This window comes from Variovorax sp. GW821-FHT09D07, assembly GCF_059416345.1.
In genome coordinates this window covers 35,509-54,261 of record NZ_JBWKOY010000003.1, presented here as the reverse complement: position 1 = coordinate 54,261, position 18,753 = coordinate 35,509, and the positions used below count along the sequence as shown (strand labels likewise).

The window sequence follows — 18,753 nt, the reverse complement described above, 5'->3', positions numbered from 1 at the left end:
CGAAAAAAAAAGGCGGCCCCATGAGGACAACCACATGCCTGAGCCTGCTGGTGCTGGCCGGCAGCATCGCACTGCCCGCCGCGGCGCAGAAGACCACGGCCGAAGGCATCGCCGAGTACCGCGCGCTGCTGCAGGACGGCAACCCCGCCGAACTGTTCGAGGCCAAGGGCGAAGACCTCTGGAAACAGAAGCGCGGCCCCAAGGCCGCGTCGATGGAGAAGTGCGACCTCGGCAAGGGCCCGGGCGTGGTGAAGGGCGCGTTCGCCGAACTGCCGCGCTACTTTCCCGACACCGGCCGCGTGCAGGACATGGAGTCGCGCCTGCTCACCTGCATGGAAACCTTGCAGGGCTTCGACGCCGCCGCCATCGCCAAGACGCCGTTCGGCCAGGGCGAGCAGAAGAACCTCGAGGGGCTGGTGGCGTGGATCTCGGCCGAATCGAAAGGCCTGCCGCTGAACCTGCCGCAGTCGCATGCGAGCGAGCGCCGTGCGTACGAAGTGGGCAAGCGCCTGTTCTTCCTGCGCGCCGGCCCGCACGACTTTGCCTGCGCCACCTGCCACGGCGCCGACGGCAAGCGCATCCGCCTGCAAGACCTGCCCAACCTCACGAAGAACCCCGGCGCCGGTGAAGGCTTCGGCGCCTGGCCGGCGTACCGCGTGTCGTCGGGCGAACTGTGGGGCATGCAGCGTCGACTGAACGACTGCTTCCGCCAGCAGCGCTTTCCGTACCCGGGCTACGCCAGCGACGTGACCGTGGCACTGGCCGTGTACATGGGCGTCAACGGCAAGGGCGGCAAGACCACCGCGCCCGCCATCAAGCGCTGAAGGAGCCACGCCATGAAGTCTGATCATTTCTTCGGCCTGGCCGCCGTGGCCTGCGCGCTCACCGTGTTCGGCTGCGCGTCCGTCGACAGCGCGGCCGAGCTCGACAAGCTCACCGCCGACGCGCTGCAGCGCTCCTTCCGCGACCAGGGCATCGCCAAGGTCGACCGCCTCGTGCAAGACCCGGCCAACCTCGCGTGCAGCGAAGCCGAGGCCAGCGGCAAGCCGCTGGACGACCAACGCACCAAGGAGATCGAGGCCGCCAACATGAAGACCGTGCGCTGGCCGTCCGATGGCAAGTTCGTCGGCGACTGGCGCGAGGGCGAGAAGATCGCGCAGAACGGCCGCGGCCTCACCTGGACCGACGCCGCCAACGCCGCCAACGGCGGCAATTGCTACAACTGCCACCAGATGTCGAAGGAAGAAATCTCCTTCGGCACGCTCGGCCCGAGCCTGTATCACTACGGCAAGCTGCGCGGCGTGAGCGACCCGGCCAGCGCCGCGTCCAAGCCCATCGTCGAATACACCTGGGGCAAGCTGTGGAACGCGCGCGCCTACAACGCCTGCTCGAACATGCCGCGCGTCGGCCATTCCGGCATCCTCAACGAGAAGCAGATCCGCGACGTGATGGGCTTGCTGCTCGACCCCCAGTCTCCCGTCAACCGCTGAACGCCCGGCCTCTCTCTTCATGAACCTTTCCAAGCGCGAGTTCGTCCAGATGCTCGGTGCCGGCGCTGTCGCCGGGCTGGGCCTGGGCCGCCACGGCAGCAGCATGGCCGCCGGCCTCGACGGCATGTACACCGTGCCGGCCTTCGGCAACGTGTCGATGCTGCACATGACCGACTGCCACGCGCAGCTCAAGCCCCTGTACTTCCGCGAACCGGGCGTCAACATCGGCGTGGGGAATATGCGCGGCAAGGTGCCGCACCTCGTGGGCGAACACCTGCTCAAGGCCGCCGGCGTGAAGCCCGGCACGCGCATGGCGCACGCGCTCACCTACCTCGACTTCGACAAGGCCGCGCAGCGCTACGGCAAGGTCGGCGGCTTCGCGCACCTGGCCACGCTGGTGAAACAGCTCAAGGCCAGCCGCCCCGGCGCGCTGCTGCTCGACGGCGGCGACACCTGGCAGGGCTCGGCCACGTCGCTGTGGACCGATGCGCAGGACATGGTCGACGCCTGCAAGCTGCTCGGCGTCGACGTGATGACCGGGCACTGGGAGTTCACCTACGGCATGGCGCGGGTGCAGCAGATCATCGAGAAGGACTTTGGGGGCAAGGTCGAGTTCGTGGCGCAGAACGTCAAGACCGCCGACTTCGGCGACCCGGTGTTCAAGCCGTATGTGATGCGCGAGATCAACGGCGTGCCCTGCGCCATCATCGGCCAGGCCTTCCCGTACACGCCCATCGCCAACCCGCGCTACATGGTGGCCGACTGGACCTTCGGCATCCAGGACGACAACCTGCAGCGCGTGGTGAACGAGGCGCGCGGCAAGGGCGCGCAGGTGGTGGTGGTGCTGTCGCACAACGGCATGGACGTCGACCTGAAGATGGCCAGCCGCGTCACCGGCATCGACGCCATCCTGGGCGGCCACACGCACGACGGCACGCCCATGCCCACGCTGGTGAGCAACGCGGGCGGCAAGACCATCGTGGTCAACGGCGGCTCCAACGGCAAGTTCCTCGGCGTGATCGACTTCGACGTCAAGGGCAAGAAGGTGAGCGACTTCCGCTACCGCCTGCTGCCCGTGTTCTCCGACCTCATTCCGGCCGACAAGGAGATGGACGCGCTCATCACCCGCGTGCGCGCGCCCTACGAAGCCAAGCTGGCCGAAACCCTCGCCCACACCGACGGTGCGCTGTACCGGCGCGGCAACTTCAACGGCACCGGCGATCAGCTGCTGCTCGACGCGCTCATGGAAGTGCAGGACGCGCCCATCGCCTTCTCGCCGGGCTTTCGCTGGGGCACCTCGCTGCTGCCCGGCCAGGCGATCACGCGCGAGTGGCTGATGGACATGACGGCCACCACCTACTCGTACGCGACGGTGACGCAGATGACCGGCGAGACGCTCAAGACCGTGCTCGAAGACGTGTGCGACAACCTCTTCAACCCCGACCCCTACTACCAGCAGGGCGGCGACATGGTGCGCGTGGGCGGGCTGCAGTACACCTGCGACCCGACCGCCGCCATGGGCCAGCGCATCCAGGACATGCGCCTGGGCGGTAAGCCCATCGACGCCAGCCGCAGCTACAAGGTCGCGGGCTGGGCGCCCGTGAGCGAAGAGGCGCGCACCGCCGGCAACAAGCCGGTGTGGGAAGTCATCGAGCCGTGGCTGAAGTCGCGCAAGGTGGTGACCACGCGCCGGCTCGACGAACCCGTGCTGAAGAACATCGCGCCGAACCCCGGCCTGGGCTGAATGGGGCCCCGCACGCGCGGGGTCGCTCCCTAGAATCGGGGCATGTCCATCGCGCAGCTTTCCCTTCTCACCACGCTCGCGCTCGTGGCGGCCTTCGTGCTGTCGGCGGTGTTCGGCGCCGTCGCGCGCGCCACGCGCTTTTGCACCATGGGCGCGATCAGCGACGTGGTGGCGCTGGGCGACTGGACCCGCGTGAAGCAGTGGGCCGCGGCCGGCGGCGTGGCGCTCATCGGCTTCTCGGCGCTCGTGTTCGCGGGGCTCGTCGATGCCGACCGCACGCTCTACGCTTCGCACCAGATCCTCTGGCTCGCCGCGCTGGTTGGCGGCCTGCTGTTCGGCGTCGGCATGGTGCTGTCTTCGGGCTGCGGCAACAAGACGCTGGTGCGCCTGGGCGGCGGCAACCTCAAGGCATTGGTGGTGCTGGTGCTCATGGGCGTGTCGGCCTTCGCCACGCTGAAGGGCATCACCGCGGTGCTGCGCGTCGCGACCGTCGATGCGGTGCACATCGACCTGGCGATGAATGCGTCGCTGCCCGATGTGCTGGCCGCGTCTTTCCAACTGAAGGCGTCTTCGCTGCGCCTCGCGCTCGGCCTCGTGCTCGGCGGCGCGTTGCTCGTGTGGGCCGCATGGGGCCGCGCGACGCGCGACGTGCGCAGCCTCGTCGGCGGCATGCTGATCGGCGCGCTGGTCGTCGGTGCATGGTGGCTCAGCGGCCACTGGGCGGTGGTCGAGGAGCATCCGCTCACGCTCGAGCACGTGTTCCTCGCCACCAACTCCGGCCGCGCCGAAGCGCTGAGCTTCGTGACGCCGGTGGCCTACGCGCTCGACTGGCTCATGTTCTACAGCGATGCCAACAAGCGCCTCACGCTGGGCATCGTGTCGGTGGCCGGCGTCGTGGCGGGCGCCGCGCTGCATGCGCTGTGGTCGCGCGAATTCCGCTGGGAAGGCTTCGCCGGCACCGGCGACCTCGCGCACCACGCGACGGGCGCGGTGCTCATGGGCATCGGCGGCGTCACGGCCATGGGCTGCACCATCGGGCAGGGCCTGAGTGCGCTGTCGACGCTGAGCATCGCGAGCCTGCCGGCCATCGCGGGCATCGTCATCGGCGCGGTGGTAAGCCTGAAGTACCAAAGCTGGCAGCTCGAACGCACGCTCTGATTTCCAGCGCCGTGCGTTGAAGCGAATCCTCACAATTTAGTTCGGCGCGCGGGGCGTTTTTCGCGCGTTCGCGACGATCGGGCGCGGTGGTGCTGGCTATCATTTTCCGCACCTGATGCCGCTGCGAACGATGGCCTTCATCGACGGGCGCGGCACCGAACAACCACAACCGAGGGAGAGCGCCATGACTGCGCACAACAACCGATCGGCGCGCACGCGCCTGTTTGCCTTGAGCCTTTGCTTCTGTGCCGTGCTCGCGGCCTGCAAGGAAGACAACAAGCCGACGCCGGCGGCAGCCTCGCCATCGCCGTCCGCATCGGGCAAGACCCAGCCCGCCAAGGACCCGGCCCGCGTGCAGGCCGCGGCCCGCACCACCTACAGCCAGGGCTACAACCGGCTCATCGACGACAACCGCAGCGTGGGTGCCAAGTACAAGAGCTACGTGCAGATGAACGTGAACGGCAAGTCGCCGAGCGGGAACTCGTTCTATGGCAGCCCTTCCGATGTGCAGTCCATCGTGGACGACCTGAAGAAGGCCCGCGCCGACGGCTCGGGCGACGCGGCGCTCGACGCGGCCGTCGATGGCGTGGTGGCCACGGGCGAGAAGCTCGTCGCCGTCTGGACGCCGATGGACCCGTACTACCGGTCCAAGAGTTTTCTCGAAGACAAGTGGGTCAAGGGCCGCGCGGCCGACGCCGACATGAACGCCGGCTTCAAGGGCCTGCTGGCCAGCATCGACACGCTGGGCGGCGAGCTGGACCGCGTGCAAGAGGCGTCGCGCACCGAACGCATGGCCAAGCTCAAGGCCGAGGGCGACATGCTCAACTACCACACGCTGGCCTCGATGGCGGTGGCCAAGAAGTTCGTCAACGGTCTCGACCAGATCGACGGCCTGAAGAACAAGGACGCCGTCGCCAAGGTCGATGCAGCGGCCAGCGAGTTGCAGGCCTCGCTGGAAGAACTCTCCAAGGCGCTGGAAGAAGCCAAGGCCGCAGCCAAGGCCAAGGGGGAAGCAGGCAAGGCGCCCAACTACAACTACGAGTCGCTGCACGGCAGCCTGCTGAACATGATCGGCCAATGGCGCACGTTCAAGGACAGCAAGTTCCCGTCGACGTACAAGAACATCGTGAGCTACTACAACTCCGCCGTGGGTTCGTACAACCGCGGCTTCGGCCGCTGACCCCCGCCATGGGCACCGCGCGGGTTCTTTCGCGCGGCGGCGTCGCGGCCCTGGCGGTCGCGGCGCTTCTCGTTGCGACGGGGTTGGCGGGATGCGGCAGTGCCCGCGAGACGCAGCAGATTCCCGTCTCCGCGTTCCGCAACTACGGCGCGTCGCCGCTGCAGCACACCTTCTACATCGGCTCCGACGCGCGCTTCCACCGCTTCCAATGGTCCAACGGCAAGCAGGGCGGCACCTGGCTGATCGCGCGCGCCGAGATGGACATCGTCAACGAAAAATCAGTCGACGACCCGCGCGCCGCCCGCGCCGGCTACTTCCTGAGCCGACGTGACGACGGGCGGTGGATGGCGCACTGAGCCTGTCGCTCGCCCGAATCAGGGCACCACGTCCATGACCACCGGGTAGTAGATGTCATAGACAGGGCCTCCGTCCGGGGTGTAGCGGAACTGAACCTGTGCGCTGTAGTGTCCGGGCGGCAGGCATGCACCCGACCCGATCGGCAGATAGCATGCGCGTTCTTCCCCCACCAACTTCGCCCCTCGCATGACCCTCTCGACGAGAAACCTGAAGGCGCTTCCAGACATTCCGACGTTGAAGCGACTGACCCAGTCTCTTGCAATGCTCGACGCCATGCTCTCGCCGGAGTGGGAGTACCGGTACTACGCGTTCAACGCCGCGTGGTCGGATGAGGCGGCGATGGCATCGATGCGCAATGGTTCGGGCGATCATTGGTTTGCCATCTTCTGCCAGGCCGGCGTCGCGCTCCACGGGCTTGCGCACGAGGCTCCGGCATTCCGGCCGGGGACGCCATGGCCCGGAATCTTCGAACGACTGCCGGCGGAGTTCCGCGCCAACCTGCTGGAAGAGCCGGCGTTCACGACCAGCGACAGCACCTTCTGTCTCTGGCGCCTGAGCCATGAAGAACGCTGGACTTGCGGACCGGTCGAGCTTCCGCCGGGGGAGGATCCGGATGGTTCCGTCGAGCTGCTTGGCATCCTCGCCGGCCGGCCCGAGCAGTACGTCGAATTCGCGACCGACTACTACGAACGCGACCTCGACCTGGGCGATGTCGAGGCGATCTATCGGCACCAACCGCTCAGCGACGCGCTCGTCCGGCGATTCAATCCCGACCTCGACATGGCGTCGCTCGGAAATGACATCGCCGAGATCGGGTATCCCCGGCAGGTAGGCTGACAGGGCCGCGCCATCGGCAACAGCCTCGGCTGTTTGAATGGCCCCGGCTCCCTTGCTGGAACTCGCCGAGGCATTCGACGCGGCGCATCAGGCGGGCCTCACCCTCTGCGTTGCCGGCGTTTTTACGCTTTCTTTACGCCCCCCCACTCACTCTTTCCCCCGGTTTTACGCACGCCTGCCGAGACTCCTTTCATCTTGTTTGCAGGAGTGATGAATGGACATCGTCTGGATGGGCGCCTTGCTGGCGCTGTGGGTCGTGGTGGCGGCCATGGTCGTCGGGCTGAACCGACTCGAAGGGCCGCAAAAGCCGCACGCGGGCGTTGAGACAACGCGCACGCCGGGAGATGCATCGTGATCGGCCTCGAAGTGCTGTACGGCTTCGGCGCGCTGGTCGCCGTGGTCCTGTTCGCGTACCTGGTGTTCGCGCTGATCTGCGCCGAGGAGTTCTGACATGGAAACCTCGGCCTGGGTCTTGCTGGCCCTTTTTCTCGGCGCGCTGCTGGTGCTGGCCTGGCCGCTGGGCAAGCTGCTGGCCGCGCTGTGCGCCGAGCGCGTGCCGCGCTGGATGCAGCGCGTCGAAGCGCCGCTGTACCGGCTTGCGGGCACGCAGCCCGAGCAGTCGATGCACTGGCTGCGCTACGCGCTGGCGCTGCTGGCGTTCAACGCCATCGGCGCGATCTTTCTCTATGCCTTGCAACGCCTGCAGGGCGGGCTGCCGTTCAATCCGGCGGGCATGGGCGCGGTGTCGCCCGACTCGGCCTTCAACACGGCGGTGAGCTTCGTCGCCAACACCAACTGGCAGGGCTACGCCGGCGAGTCGACCATGAGCTACCTCACGCAGATGCTCGGCCTGGCGGTGCAGAACTTCCTGTCCGCCGCCACCGGCATCGCGGTCGCCTTCGCGCTGGTGCGCGGCTTTGCGCGCCGCGGTGACGGCAAGGGCCTGGTCGGCAACTTCTGGGCCGACGTGACACGCGTCACGCTGTGGGTGCTGCTGCCGATCTCGTTCGTGCTCGCGCTGTGCCTTGCAGGGCAGGGCGTGATCCAGAACTTCGACGCCTACAAGAGCGTGCAGACGGTGGAAGCCACGGCCTTCCAGCAACCGAAGAACGGCCCCGACGGCCAGCCGCTGAAGGACGACAAGGGCGCCCCCGTGATGGAAGACGCCACCACCCAAACGCAGACGCTCGCCATGGGCCCGGTCGCTTCGCAGGAAGCGATCAAGATGCTCGGCACCAACGGCGGCGGCTTCTTCAACGCCAACTCGGCGCACCCCTACGAGAACCCGACCGCGTTCAGCAACCTGCTGGAGATGCTGGCGATCTTCCTGATCCCGGCGGCGCTGTGCTTCGCCTTCGGCCGCGTGGTCGGCGACCTGCGCCAGGGCTGGGCCGTGCTCGCGGCGATGACGGTGCTGTTCGTGGTGGCGGTGCTGGCCGTCACGCCCGCCGAGCAGGCCGGCAACCCGCTGCTGGGCCCGCTGGGCGTGGACCAGGTGGCCAGCGCGCTGCAAAGCGGCGGCAACATGGAAGGCAAGGAAGTGCGCTTCGGCATCGACGCCTCGGCCCTCTTCGCCGCCGTGACCACCGCCGCCTCGTGCGGCGCGGTGAACGCCATGCACGACTCGCTCACGCCCATCGGCGGCATGGTCCCCATGGTGCTGATGCAGCTGGGCGAGGTCGTCTTCGGCGGCGTCGGCAGCGGCCTGTACGGCATGCTGGTGTTCGCCATGCTCGCGGTGTTCATCGCGGGCCTGATGATCGGGCGCACGCCCGAGTACCTCGGCAAGAAGATCGAGGTGCGCGAGATGAAGCTGATCTCCATCGCCATCCTGGTCACGCCGGTGCTGGTGCTGGCGGGCACGGCGCTGGCGGTGAGCGCGGGTGCGGGCAAGGTCGGCATTGCCAACCCCGGCGCGCACGGCTTCTCCGAGGTGCTGTATGCGCTGACCTCGGCCGCCAACAACAACGGCAGCGCCTTCGCGGGCCTGTCGGCCAACACGCCGTTCTACAACGGCCTGCTCGGCCTGGCGATGTGGCTCGGGCGCTTCGCGATGATCGTGCCGGTGCTCGCCATTTCCGGCGCGCTGGCCGCCAAGAAGCGCCTGCCCGTCACCAGCGGCACGCTGCCCACGCACGGCCCGCTGTTCGTCTTCCTGCTGATCGGCACCGTGCTGCTGGTCGGCCTGCTCAACTACGTGCCGGCACTGGCCCTGGGCCCGATCGTCGAACACCTCGTGCTCTGGAAATAAGAAGGAGCGCACCATGACTGCCAAAACCAAAACCTCTCTTTCGCTGTTCGACGCAGCGCTCGTGAAGCCCGCGCTGTGGGGCGCCTTCGCCAAGCTGAACCCGCGCACCCAGTGGCGCAACCCGGTGATGTTCATCGTCTACATCGGGAGCATCCTCACGACGCTGCTGTGGGTGCACGCGCTGAGCTTTCCGGGCGACACCGGCATGAAGCCCGCCTTCGTGCTGGCCGTGACCGTGTGGCTGTGGTTCACCGTGCTGTTCGCCAACTTCGCCGAAGCGCTGGCCGAAGGCCGCAGCAAGGCGCAGGCGGCCTCGCTGCGCGGCCTGCGCAAGGACACCTGGGCCAAGAAGCTGAAGGACCAGCAACAGCCGCACCACGGCGCGCCGTGGCTGCCCGAGCAGGCGCCCAACCTGCGCAAGGGCGATGTCGTGCTGGTCGAAGCCGGCGACGTGATCCCGCTCGACGGCGAAGTGATCGAAGGCGTGGCCTCGGTCGACGAAAGCGCCATCACCGGCGAATCGGCGCCCGTGGTGCGCGAATCGGGCGGCGACTTCTCGGCCGTCACCGGCGGCACGCGCGTGCTGTCCGACTGGCTGGTGGTGCGCATCTCGGTGAACCCCGGCGAGTCGTTCCTGGACCGCATGATCGGCATGGTCGAGGCGGCCAAGCGCCACAAGACGCCGAACGAGATCGCGCTGACCATCCTGCTGGTCGCACTGACGATCGTGTTCCTCATGGTCACCGTCACGCTGCTGCCGTTCTCGGTGTTCAGCGTCGAGGCCGCGGGCGCGGGCACCGTGGTGTCGCTCACCGCGCTGGTCGCGCTGCTCGTGTGCCTGATCCCGACCACCATCGGCGGCTTGCTCTCGGCCGTGGGCGTGGCCGGCATGAGCCGCATGATGCAGGCCAACGTGATCGCCACCTCGGGCCGCGCGGTGGAAGCCGCCGGCGACGTCGACGTGCTGCTGCTGGACAAGACCGGCACCATCACGCACGGCAACCGCCAGGCCAGCGCCTTCCTGCCTGCGCCCGGCGTGCCGAAGGGCCGCCTCGCGCGCGCTGCGATGCTCGCCTCGCTGGCCGACGAAACGCCCGAGGGCCGCAGCATCGTCGAGCTGGCGCGCCGCGACGGCCTCGAAGCGGCGTCGGTCGACGGCGCGCGCTTCGTGCCCTTCACCGCGCAGACCCGCATGAGCGGCGTCGACCTGCCGGCCGCGCCGAACAGCCTGGACGTCGATGCCATCGTGCTGCGCAAGGGCGCGGTCGACGCGGTGCGCCGCCATGTCGAATCGCTGGGCGGCAGCGTGCCGGCCGAGATGCTGCGCGCCGCCGAAGAAACGGCACGCCGCGGCAGCACGCCGCTGGCCGTGGCTGAAGGCAACCGCGTGCTCGGCGTGGTCGAGCTCAAGGACATCGTCAAGACCGGCATCCGCGACCGCTTTGCCGAACTGCGCCGCATGGGCATCAAGACCGTGATGATCACGGGCGACAACAAGCTCACGGCCGCCGCCATTGCGGCCGAGGCCGGCGTGGACGACTTCCTGGCCGAGGCCACGCCCGAGGACAAGCTCGCGCTGATCCGCAAGTACCAGGCCGAAGGCCGGCTGGTCGCGATGACCGGCGACGGCACCAACGACGCCCCCGCGCTCGCGCAGGCCGACGTGGCCGTGGCCATGGGCAGCGGCACGCAGGCCGCGAAGGAGGCCGGCAACATGGTCGACCTCGACTCCAACCCGACCAAGCTGCTCGAGGTGGTGGAGACCGGCAAGGCGCTGCTCATGACGCGCGGCTCGCTCACCACCTTCTCGATCGCGAACGACGTGGCGAAGTACTTCGCGATCATTCCGGCGATCTTCGTGTCGACCTACCCGCAGCTCGGCGCGCTCAACGTGATGCGCCTGGCCAGCCCGTCGTCGGCCATCCTGAGCGCGGTGATCTTCAACGCGCTCGTCATCGTGTTCCTGATTCCGCTGGCGCTCAAGGGCGTGCGCTACCGGCCGGTGGGCGCCGCCGCGCTGCTGCGCCGCAACCTCGCCATCTACGGCCTGGGCGGTTTGCTCGTTCCTTTCATCGGCATCAAGTTGATCGACTGGCTGCTGGTCGCAGTCCATCTGGTCTGAGGAGTTCTTCATCATGAAAAACAACAACGGCAGCATCGTCCGCCCCGCGCTCGTGCTCTTCGCATTGCTGAGCGCATTCACCGGCCTGCTCTACCCGGCGGCCGTCACCGGCGCCGCGCGGGCGCTGTTCCCCGCGCAGGCGGCGGGCAGCCTGGTGATGCGCGACGGCAAGCCCGTCGGCTCCGCGCTCATCGGCCAGAACTTCAGCGACCCGAAACACTTCTGGGGCCGCCCGTCGGCCACCGCGCCGCAGCCCTACAACGCGAGCGCCTCGGGCGGTTCCAACCAGGGCCCGCTGAACCCCGCACTGGCCGACGCCGTGAAGGCACGCGTCGAAGCACTGCGCGCGGCCGATCCGGGCAACACCGCCCCGGTGCCGGTGGACCTCGTCACGGCCTCGGCCAGCGGGCTCGATCCCGACATCAGCCCCGCCGCCGCCCACTACCAGGCCGCCCGCGTGGCGCGCGAACGCGGCGTGCCGATCGATCAGGTGAACGCGTTGATCGCGAAGAACACCCAGTCGCCGCTGTGGGGCGTGCTGGGCGAATCGCGCGTCAACGTGCTGGCGCTGAACCTGGCGCTCGATGCTTCTTCGACGGTGCGTTGAGGAGAAAACAACCATGGCCTATGCCGCCTACCGTGAACACCCTGTCGCCGTCGTGCGAAGTCCGATCGCGCCGCGCACGACGCAGTTCCACGTGCTCGACGTCACCGTCTGCTGCGCCGACGCGCTGCGCGTGCGCCGCAGCATCGCCGCCTGCGCCGAGGCCGGCGTGGTGCGTTGCGAGCCGCTGCTGCACGCCTGCAGCTCGCAGGAAAGCGACGCACCCTGCGTGCGCCTGATGATCCGCTTTCCGACCGCGCGCTACGCCGAGGTGCTGCACCGCCTCATCGAGTGCGTGCCGTCGGGCGAGATCGGCCGGCTCATGAGCTGGCGCGATCACCTCGCGCGTTGCGGCCTGCGCCATGGTCACTGACCTGTTGCACGCGCTGCTGGCCATGGCGGCGCTGTTCGTGCCGCTGGGCTTCGCTTGGTGGGTGCTGTCGCGCACCGCGCGCCGACACTCACGGCGGCGCAAGAACGGACCGCCAATGCGCTAATCTGCGCGCTCCCATGCCCGAGACCCGCCCCGACCCCGACGCCCTGCTCGCGCAACTGCGCAGCGACGAGGCGCGCGCGCTGCGCGGCAAGCTGCGCATCTACTTCGGTGCCAGTGCCGGTGTGGGCAAGACCTGGGCCATGCTCAGCGCCGCCCGGCGCGAGCGCGAGGCCGGGCGCGACGTGCTCATCGGCGTGGTCGAAACCCACGGCCGCAGCGAGACCGCCGCGCTGCTCGCGGGGCTCGACACGCTGCCGCTGCGCGAGGTGCCTTACCGCGGCCGCACGCTCGCCGAGTTCGACCTCGACGCCGCCCTGGCGCGCAGGCCCGCCGTGCTGCTGGTCGACGAACTGGCCCACACCAACGCGCCCGGCTCGCGCCACGCCAAGCGCTGGCAGGATGTGCAGGAGCTGCTGGCCGCCGGCATCGAGGTGTGGTCGGCACTCAACGTGCAGCACCTGGAAAGCCTCAACGGCACCGTCGGCGCCATCACCGGCGTGCGCGTGCACGAGACCGTGCCCGACACCGTGCTCGACGAGGCCGACGAGGTGGTGCTGGTCGACGTCACGCCCGACGAACTCACGGCGCGGCTCGCGGCCGGCAAGGTCTACCTGCCGCAGCAGGCCGAGCGCGCCGCACAGAATTTCTTCCGCAAGGGCAACCTGATCGCGCTTCGCGAGATCGCCCTGCGCCGCACCGCCGAGCACGTCGAGGACGACGTGCGCGGCTGGCGCGTCGAACAGTCGGGTCCCGGCGGCAATGGGCAGGGCGGCGCGGCGCTGCAGGCCTGGAACACCTCGGGCGCGATCCTCGCCTGTGTCGGCCCGCACGAGGGCGCGGCGCAGACCGTGCGCACCGCCGCGCGGCTCGCGGGCCAGCTCAACGTGCGCTGGCATGCCGCGTATGTCGAGACGCCGCGGCTGCAGCGCCTCGATGCGGCACAGCGCGACCGCATCCTCGCCGTGCTCAAGCTGGCCGAGGAACTGGGCGCGGCCACGGCCGTGCTCACCGGCGCCGACGTGGCGGAGCAACTGTCCGAGCAGGCGCGGCGCCTCAACTGCGCGACGCTGGTCATCGGGCGCGCGGAGCCCGTGCGCAGCTGGCGGCGCTGGTGGGGCGCGTCGGCCGTGCCGCTGGCGCGCGCGCTGGCGCAGCGGGCACCGGCGCTCGACATCCTCGAAGTGGGCCGCGCCGACAGCGCGCGCCGCCTGTCGCAGGCGACGCTGGTTGCCACGCAGGCCGACGACGATGAGCGCGCGCAGTCGCGCTGGCCCGGCTACGCCTGGGCCGCGGCCACCAGCATCGCGCTCACGCTGCTGTGCACGCCGCTCACGGGCGTGCTGGAGCTGTCCAACATCGTCATGCTGTTCCTGCTCGGCGTGGTGGGTGTGGCGATGCGCTTCGGGCGCGGGCCTTCGGCGCTCGCGGCCATGCTCAACGTGGCGGCCTTCGACTACTTCTTCGTCGCGCCGCGCCTGTCCTTCGCGGTCAGCGATGTGCAGTACCTGCTGACCTTCGCCGTGATGCTCGGCGTCGGCCTGCTGGTGGGCCAGCTCACGGCCGGGCTGCGCTTCGCGGCCGGCGTGTCGACCAGCCGCGAGCGCCGCGCGCGTTCGCTGTTCGAGCTCACGCGCGAGCTCTCGGCCGCGCTCGAAAGCACCCAGGTCGTCGCGCTCGGCGCCGCCGCCGTGCAGGCCCACTTCGGCGGCCATGCGCGCGTGCTGGTCACCGACGCGGCCGACCAGCTCGTGCCCCCCGCCGACCCGCCGCCCGGCTTCGATGCGCAGGTCGCCGACTGGGCCTTCCGCCACGGCCAGCCCGCCGGCCTGGCCACCGCCACGCTCGCCGCCCAGCACTGGCACTACGTGCCGCTGCGCGCGCCCATGCGCGTGCGCGGCGTGCTCGCGCTGTGCCCGGCCCGCCCGCGCTGGCTGCTGATTCCCGAGCAGGCGCAGCAGCTGGACACGCTGGCGCGACAGATCGCCATCGCGCTGGAGCGCGTGCACTACGTCGAAGTCGCGCAGCGCGCCGTGGTCGAGATGGAATCGGAGCGCCTGCGCAACGCGCTGCTCGGTGCCATCTCGCACGACGTGCGCACGCCGCTCACCGCGCTCATCGCGCTGGCCGAGTCGCTGCAGACCCTGCCGCCCGAAGAACACGGCGAGGCCGCGCGCGCCATCGTCACGCAGGCTCATGCACTGCATGCGCTCGTCAGCAACCTGCTCGACATGGCGCGCCTCGAAAGCGGCGTGGCCGGCGGCGCGGTCAACCTGCGGCGCGACTGGCAGTCGGTCGAAGAAGTGGTGGGCGCCGCCATCCGCGCCGCACGCCCCGCGCTGCGCGGCATGACCGTGCAGACCGCGTGGGACCCCGAGCTGCCGCTGGTCGAGTTCGACGCCGTGCTCATCGAGCGCGTGCTCGTCAACCTGCTGGAGAACGCCGCCAAGTACGGCGCCGCGCCCATCGAGGTGGGCGCGCGCGCCGAGCCCGCCGCGCTGGTGCTCACCGTGCGCGACCACGGCCCCGGCCTGCCTGCCGCGCTGCACGGCCGCGAGCAGACCCTGTTCGACAAGTTCACGCGCGGCGAAGCCGAGTCCGCCACGCCCGGCGTCGGCCTCGGCCTGGCCATCTGCCGCGCCGTGGTGAGCGCGCACGGCGGCGAGATCAGCGCGGCGAATGCGCGCGACGGCGGTGCAGAATTCACCGTCACCTTGCCGCGCCGCGAGCCACCCGAACCCGCTGAAGCCCAGCTCTGAAATCCGCCATGCCATCCCCCACCGCCATCGTGATCGAAGACGAGCCGCAGATCCGCCGCTTCGTGCGCGGCGCGCTCGAGGCCGAAGGCTGGCAGGTGCACGAGGCCGGCACCCTGCGCGATGGCCTCGCGGCCGCCGGCACGCGCCAACCCGACCTGCTGGTGCTCGACCTGGGCCTGCCCGACGGCGACGGCGTGTCGCTGATCCGCGATGTGCGCGGCTGGTCGCAGGTGCCGATCATCGTGCTCTCGGCCCGCACCGACGAAGCCGACAAGATCGCCGCGCTCGACGCCGGCGCCGACGACTACCTCACCAAGCCCTTCGGCACCGGCGAACTGCTCGCCCGCGTGCGCGCCAACCTGCGCCGACCGCGCGCCGCGGGCGGCAACGGCGACGAACCGGCCGCCGAGGCCGTGTTCCGCTTCGGCGAGATCGAACTGGACCGCGCCGCACGCATCGTGCGCCGCGCCGGCGCCGAGGTGCACCTCACGCCGACCGAGTACCGCCTGCTGTCGGTGCTGGTGGCCAACGCCGGCCGCGTGCTGACGCAGCGGCAGCTGCTGCGCGAGGTGTGGGGCCCGTCGCACACGGACCAGAGCCACTACCTGCGCATCTACATGGGGCATCTGCGGCAGAAGCTGGAGGCCGATCCGGCGCAGCCGAAGCATCTGTTGACGGAGACGGCGGTGGGGTACCGGCTGGTCGTCTAGTCAGCGCTTCAAGCCGAGCAGCTCGCGTGCAACCACCCAGCGGTGCACTTCGCTCGGACCTTCGTAGATCCGCATCAGGCGCGCTTCGTTGGCCATCTGATGCAGTGGCATTTCCTTGGTCATGCCCATGGCGCCGAACATCTGCATCGCGTGGTCGATCACTTTCCCCGCCATCTCCGTGGCGAACACCTTGACCATGGAGACCTGGCTGCGCGCCTCGTCGCCACGATCGATGCGCGCGGCTGCTTCGTAGGTCATGAGTCGACAGGCGTGAATGCGCGTGGCCGCGTCGGCAATCCACCATTGCACCGTCTGGCGCTCGGCGAGCGAGGCGCCGAAGGTGCTGCGCTGCGGTGCGTACTCGCACATCATGTCGAGCGCGCGCTGGGCGCGGCCGACGCACCATGCGGCCATCTGCAGGCGCCGGCTCGACAGGCGCGCCTGCATCGGTGCGAACCCCTGGCCTTCCTGGCCGAGCAGGCGTGCATGCGGTACGCGACAGTCTTCGAGCAGCACCTCGTAGGTCGAGACGCCGCCGATCATGGGGATGCGACGCTCGACGCGAAAGCCCGGGGTGTTGCGGTCGACGATGAACGCCGAGATGGCTGGGCGCCCCACCTTGGTCTTGTCCGTGACGGCCATGACGATGGTCCAGTCCGCGCGCGCGGCGCGGCTGATCCAGATCTTCCGACCATTGAGAACCCAGTCGTCGCCGTCGCGCACGGCGCGCGTCGACATGGCCGAAGGGTCGGCGCCCGCGCCGGGCTCCGAAATGGCGATGGCCGAAACCGTCTCTCCGCGTGCGTAAGGGGCCAGGTAGGCGGCGCGCTGCGCGTCGTTGGCGGCGGTCAGCAGCATCCGCAGGTTGGGCGAGTCGGGGGGCAGCTCGTAGGGCGTGATGGTCTTGCCGAATTCTTCGTTCACCCCGACCATCGCCACCACCGGCAGGTCGAGGCCCTCCATTTCGGCGGGTGCATCGAGGCCCCACAGGCCACGGGCCTTCGACACGGTGTCCAGCCGCGCGTGCTCATCGGCCGACAGCTCCCAGGGTTCGCCGGTCGCCTCCCGTTTCAGCAGGGCCGGTTCCAGCGGCAGCAGGTCTTCGCGCACGAAGCTGGCGACAAGCTCCTTGAGCGTCTGGTGTTCGGGGTCGAGTTCGAAATTCATTCAGGTACTCCGTCGTTGTCTGTGCAAAGCTGATCGAGTGGTCGCTCAGCGACCGGTGAAGCGCGGTGTGCGGCGCTCGGCCATGGCCTTGACGCCTTCACGGAAGTCTTCGCTCAGGAATTGCACCTGTTGCTCGGCCAGCTCCCGTTGGTTGATTGCGCGCACGTCCTGCGCGCAGCCGGCGCGCAAGGTGGCGCGCGTGCTCTGTACCGCGAGCGGCGCCGACCCGGCGATCTCCTGGGCGAGCGCCTGCGCGCGGGCCAGCACCTCGTCGGCCGTCACCAGCTCGTCGACCAGGCCGATGGCCAGCGCTTCGGTGCCGTCGATGCGGCGGCCCGTGTAGAACAGCATCGAGGCCCGCTGCATGCCGATCAGGCGAGGCAATGTGTGGCTCAGACCGAAGCCGGGGTGAAAGCCCAGCCGGTTGAAGTTGACGCTGAACCGCGCCTGCACACAGCTCACGCGAAAGTCGGCCACCAGCGCAAGCCCGACGCCCGCGCCCACCGCCGCGCCTTGCACCGCCGCGACCAAGGGCTTTCGGGCGTCGAAGAGCCGCATGGCGTGGGTGTAGAAGTCGGCGGGGTCGACGGCCTGGCCGCCCGAGGGAACGCCCGAGAAGTCGGCGCCGGCACAGAACGACTTGCCTTCGGCCGCGAGCACGATGGCGCGGCAGTCCGCATCGTCGTCGAGCGCGGCCAGGCGATCGGCCAGGTCGCGCATCGTGGCGGCATCGACAAAGTTGTGCGGGCCGCGCCGCAGGGTCAGCGTGACGACATGGGCGTCGCGGCTGTGGGAAATGGAGGGCGAATCGATCATTGGAGTTCGATCCTTGCGGCCGCCGCGATGCGCTTCCAGACGGCGATCTGTTCGCGCTGGAAGTCGCGCAGCTCGTCCTGGCCGCCTTTCATCGTGATCACGTTCTGCTTGGCGTAGAACTCTCGCGTCTCGGGCATGGCGAGGATCTTCACGAACATGTCCGACAGCTTGTCGACCACCGGCTTCGGCGTGTTGGCCGCCACGGCGACGCCCGTCCACGTGTCGGCGCTGAAGCCGCCGATGCCCTGTTCCTGCGCGGTGGGCACATCGGGCAGGCCGGCAAGGCGCTGGTCGGCCGCAATGGCGAGTGCGCGGATCTTGCCGCCGCGCAGCAACTCCATGGTGGCGGTGATGTCGGAAAAGCCCAGATCGGTCTGCCCGGAGAGGGTGGCGTTGACTGCATCGGGCGCGCCCTTGTAGGGCACGTTGAGCAGCTGGATGCCGGCCTTGTCGGCGAACAGTTCGCCCATGAGCTGGTAGGCGGCCGACCCCGATGCATAGGTGCGCTGCCCGGGCTTGGCGCGCGCCGCATCGATCAGGTCCTTGAGTGTCTTGTAGGGCGAGTTGGCCGGCACGATGAGCACGATGGGCGAGCGCATGAGCGTCGAGACCGGGGCCAGGTCCTTCACCGGGTCGTACGGCAGTTGCTTGAACAGCGCCACGTTGGTGGCCAGCGTCGAGTTGCTGCCCATCAGCAGGGTGTAGCCGTCGGCAGGCGCGGAGGTCACGGCTTTCACGGCGATGAAGCCGTTGGCGCCCGCGCGGTTCTCGACGATCACCGGCTGTCCTGCCAGCTCGCCCAGCTTTCGCGCGAAGAAGCGTGCGCCGACGTCGGTGCCGGAGCCGGGCGGAAACGGTACGACGAAATGGATCGGCTTGGACGGATAGGTCGCGGCGGCCTGTTGTGACTGGGCCTGCGCGAACGGTGCCGCGGCGGATGCCAGCGCGGCCGTGAACGCCGCGGCGCGCAGCATCTTCGACAAAGGGTTCATGAACGTGTCTCCTGTGGTGGAGGTCGGATTCTATGAAGTTACTTGTTGATCGACAAGCAAGTTGATAAGATGA

The 18,753-nt window shown here is 69.1% G+C and carries 19 protein-coding genes; 16 read left to right on the top strand and 3 right to left on the bottom strand.

Annotation, left to right across the window (positions count from 1 at the left end):
- Positions 1-20 precede the first annotated feature (20 nt).
- The 16 genes from soxA to kdpE all read left to right on the top strand — a co-directional run bounded on the left by soxA (position 21) and on the right by kdpE (position 15,705).
- On the top strand, positions 21-824 hold the full coding sequence (soxA, locus tag AC07OX_RS11655) for a sulfur oxidation c-type cytochrome SoxA (RefSeq protein WP_062473848.1): 804 nt from the start codon (positions 21-23) through the stop codon (positions 822-824).
- A 12-nt stretch (positions 825-836) separates the two neighbouring features.
- Entirely contained in the window at positions 837-1,490 is a 654-nt protein-coding gene (gene soxX / locus AC07OX_RS11650; RefSeq protein ID WP_062473846.1) for a sulfur oxidation c-type cytochrome SoxX, read from the top strand.
- Positions 1,491-1,509: 19 nt separating this feature from the next.
- Positions 1,510-3,234 carry a thiosulfohydrolase SoxB gene (gene soxB, locus AC07OX_RS11645; protein WP_495261467.1) on the top strand — a complete coding sequence of 575 codons (1,725 nt, stop codon included), beginning with the start codon at positions 1,510-1,512 and terminating at the stop codon, positions 3,232-3,234.
- A gap of 42 nt (positions 3,235-3,276) precedes the next feature.
- Positions 3,277-4,392, top strand: a complete 1,116-nt coding sequence (locus AC07OX_RS11640; RefSeq protein WP_495261468.1) for a YeeE/YedE family protein — start codon at positions 3,277-3,279, stop codon at positions 4,390-4,392.
- Positions 4,393-4,576: 184 nt separating this feature from the next.
- Complete coding sequence (locus tag AC07OX_RS11635) at positions 4,577-5,572, top strand: DUF3829 domain-containing protein (RefSeq protein ID WP_495261469.1); 996 nt, start codon at positions 4,577-4,579, stop codon at positions 5,570-5,572.
- Positions 5,573-5,580: 8 nt separating this feature from the next.
- Positions 5,581-5,928 (top strand): hypothetical protein, encoded by a 348-nt coding sequence (locus AC07OX_RS11630; RefSeq protein ID WP_495261470.1) that lies wholly within the window; start codon positions 5,581-5,583, stop codon positions 5,926-5,928.
- 187 nt (positions 5,929-6,115) lie between these two features.
- A complete protein-coding gene (locus tag AC07OX_RS11625) occupies positions 6,116-6,766 on the top strand; it encodes a hypothetical protein (RefSeq protein ID WP_495261471.1) in 651 nt (216 codons plus the stop codon).
- A gap of 214 nt (positions 6,767-6,980) precedes the next feature.
- On the top strand, positions 6,981-7,121 hold the full coding sequence (locus AC07OX_RS11620) for a hypothetical protein (protein ID WP_169805043.1): 141 nt from the start codon (positions 6,981-6,983) through the stop codon (positions 7,119-7,121).
- Positions 7,118-7,216 carry a K(+)-transporting ATPase subunit F gene (gene kdpF, locus AC07OX_RS11615; RefSeq protein ID WP_056576794.1) on the top strand — a complete coding sequence of 33 codons (99 nt, stop codon included), beginning with the start codon at positions 7,118-7,120 and terminating at the stop codon, positions 7,214-7,216. Before AC07OX_RS11620 ends, kdpF begins: the two co-directional genes overlap by 4 nt.
- Before the next feature lies 1 nt (position 7,217).
- The gene (kdpA, locus tag AC07OX_RS11610) at positions 7,218-9,017 is read left to right on the top strand and encodes a potassium-transporting ATPase subunit KdpA (RefSeq protein WP_495261472.1); all 1,800 of its coding nucleotides are present in this window, start codon (positions 7,218-7,220) and stop codon (positions 9,015-9,017) included.
- A 13-nt stretch (positions 9,018-9,030) separates the two neighbouring features.
- Complete coding sequence (gene kdpB, locus AC07OX_RS11605; protein ID WP_495261473.1) at positions 9,031-11,139, top strand: potassium-transporting ATPase subunit KdpB; 2,109 nt, start codon at positions 9,031-9,033, stop codon at positions 11,137-11,139.
- A 13-nt stretch (positions 11,140-11,152) separates the two neighbouring features.
- Positions 11,153-11,746 carry a potassium-transporting ATPase subunit KdpC gene (gene kdpC / locus AC07OX_RS11600; protein ID WP_495261474.1) on the top strand — a complete coding sequence of 198 codons (594 nt, stop codon included), beginning with the start codon at positions 11,153-11,155 and terminating at the stop codon, positions 11,744-11,746.
- Between the two features lie 13 nt (positions 11,747-11,759).
- Positions 11,760-12,116, top strand: a complete 357-nt coding sequence (locus tag AC07OX_RS11595; protein WP_062473825.1) for a hypothetical protein — start codon at positions 11,760-11,762, stop codon at positions 12,114-12,116.
- Positions 12,106-12,240: a hypothetical protein gene (locus AC07OX_RS11590; protein WP_307581936.1), complete on the top strand. Its 135-nt coding sequence runs from the start codon at positions 12,106-12,108 to the stop codon at positions 12,238-12,240. The genes AC07OX_RS11595 and AC07OX_RS11590 overlap by 11 nt, the downstream gene beginning before the upstream one ends.
- 13 nt (positions 12,241-12,253) lie before the next feature.
- Positions 12,254-14,995 carry a DUF4118 domain-containing protein gene (locus tag AC07OX_RS11585; protein WP_495261475.1) on the top strand — a complete coding sequence of 914 codons (2,742 nt, stop codon included), beginning with the start codon at positions 12,254-12,256 and terminating at the stop codon, positions 14,993-14,995.
- Between the two features lie 8 nt (positions 14,996-15,003).
- On the top strand, positions 15,004-15,705 hold the full coding sequence (gene kdpE / locus AC07OX_RS11580; RefSeq protein WP_062480698.1) for a two-component system response regulator KdpE: 702 nt from the start codon (positions 15,004-15,006) through the stop codon (positions 15,703-15,705).
- Here kdpE and AC07OX_RS11575 read toward each other — a convergent pair whose 3' ends face one another.
- The 3 genes from AC07OX_RS11575 to AC07OX_RS11565 are packed head-to-tail and all read right to left on the bottom strand — an operon-like array spanning position 15,706 to position 18,680.
- Positions 15,706-16,872, bottom strand: coding sequence for an acyl-CoA dehydrogenase family protein (locus AC07OX_RS11575; protein WP_495261476.1), 1,167 nt, complete (start codon positions 16,870-16,872; stop codon positions 15,706-15,708).
- A gap of 45 nt (positions 16,873-16,917) precedes the next feature.
- Positions 16,918-17,688 (bottom strand): enoyl-CoA hydratase/isomerase family protein, encoded by a 771-nt coding sequence (locus AC07OX_RS11570; protein WP_495261477.1) that lies wholly within the window; start codon positions 17,686-17,688, stop codon positions 16,918-16,920.
- Positions 17,685-18,680: a Bug family tripartite tricarboxylate transporter substrate binding protein gene (locus AC07OX_RS11565; RefSeq protein ID WP_495261478.1), complete on the bottom strand. Its 996-nt coding sequence runs from the start codon at positions 18,678-18,680 to the stop codon at positions 17,685-17,687. Before AC07OX_RS11565 ends, AC07OX_RS11570 begins: the two co-directional genes overlap by 4 nt.
- Positions 18,681-18,753 lie beyond the last annotated feature (73 nt).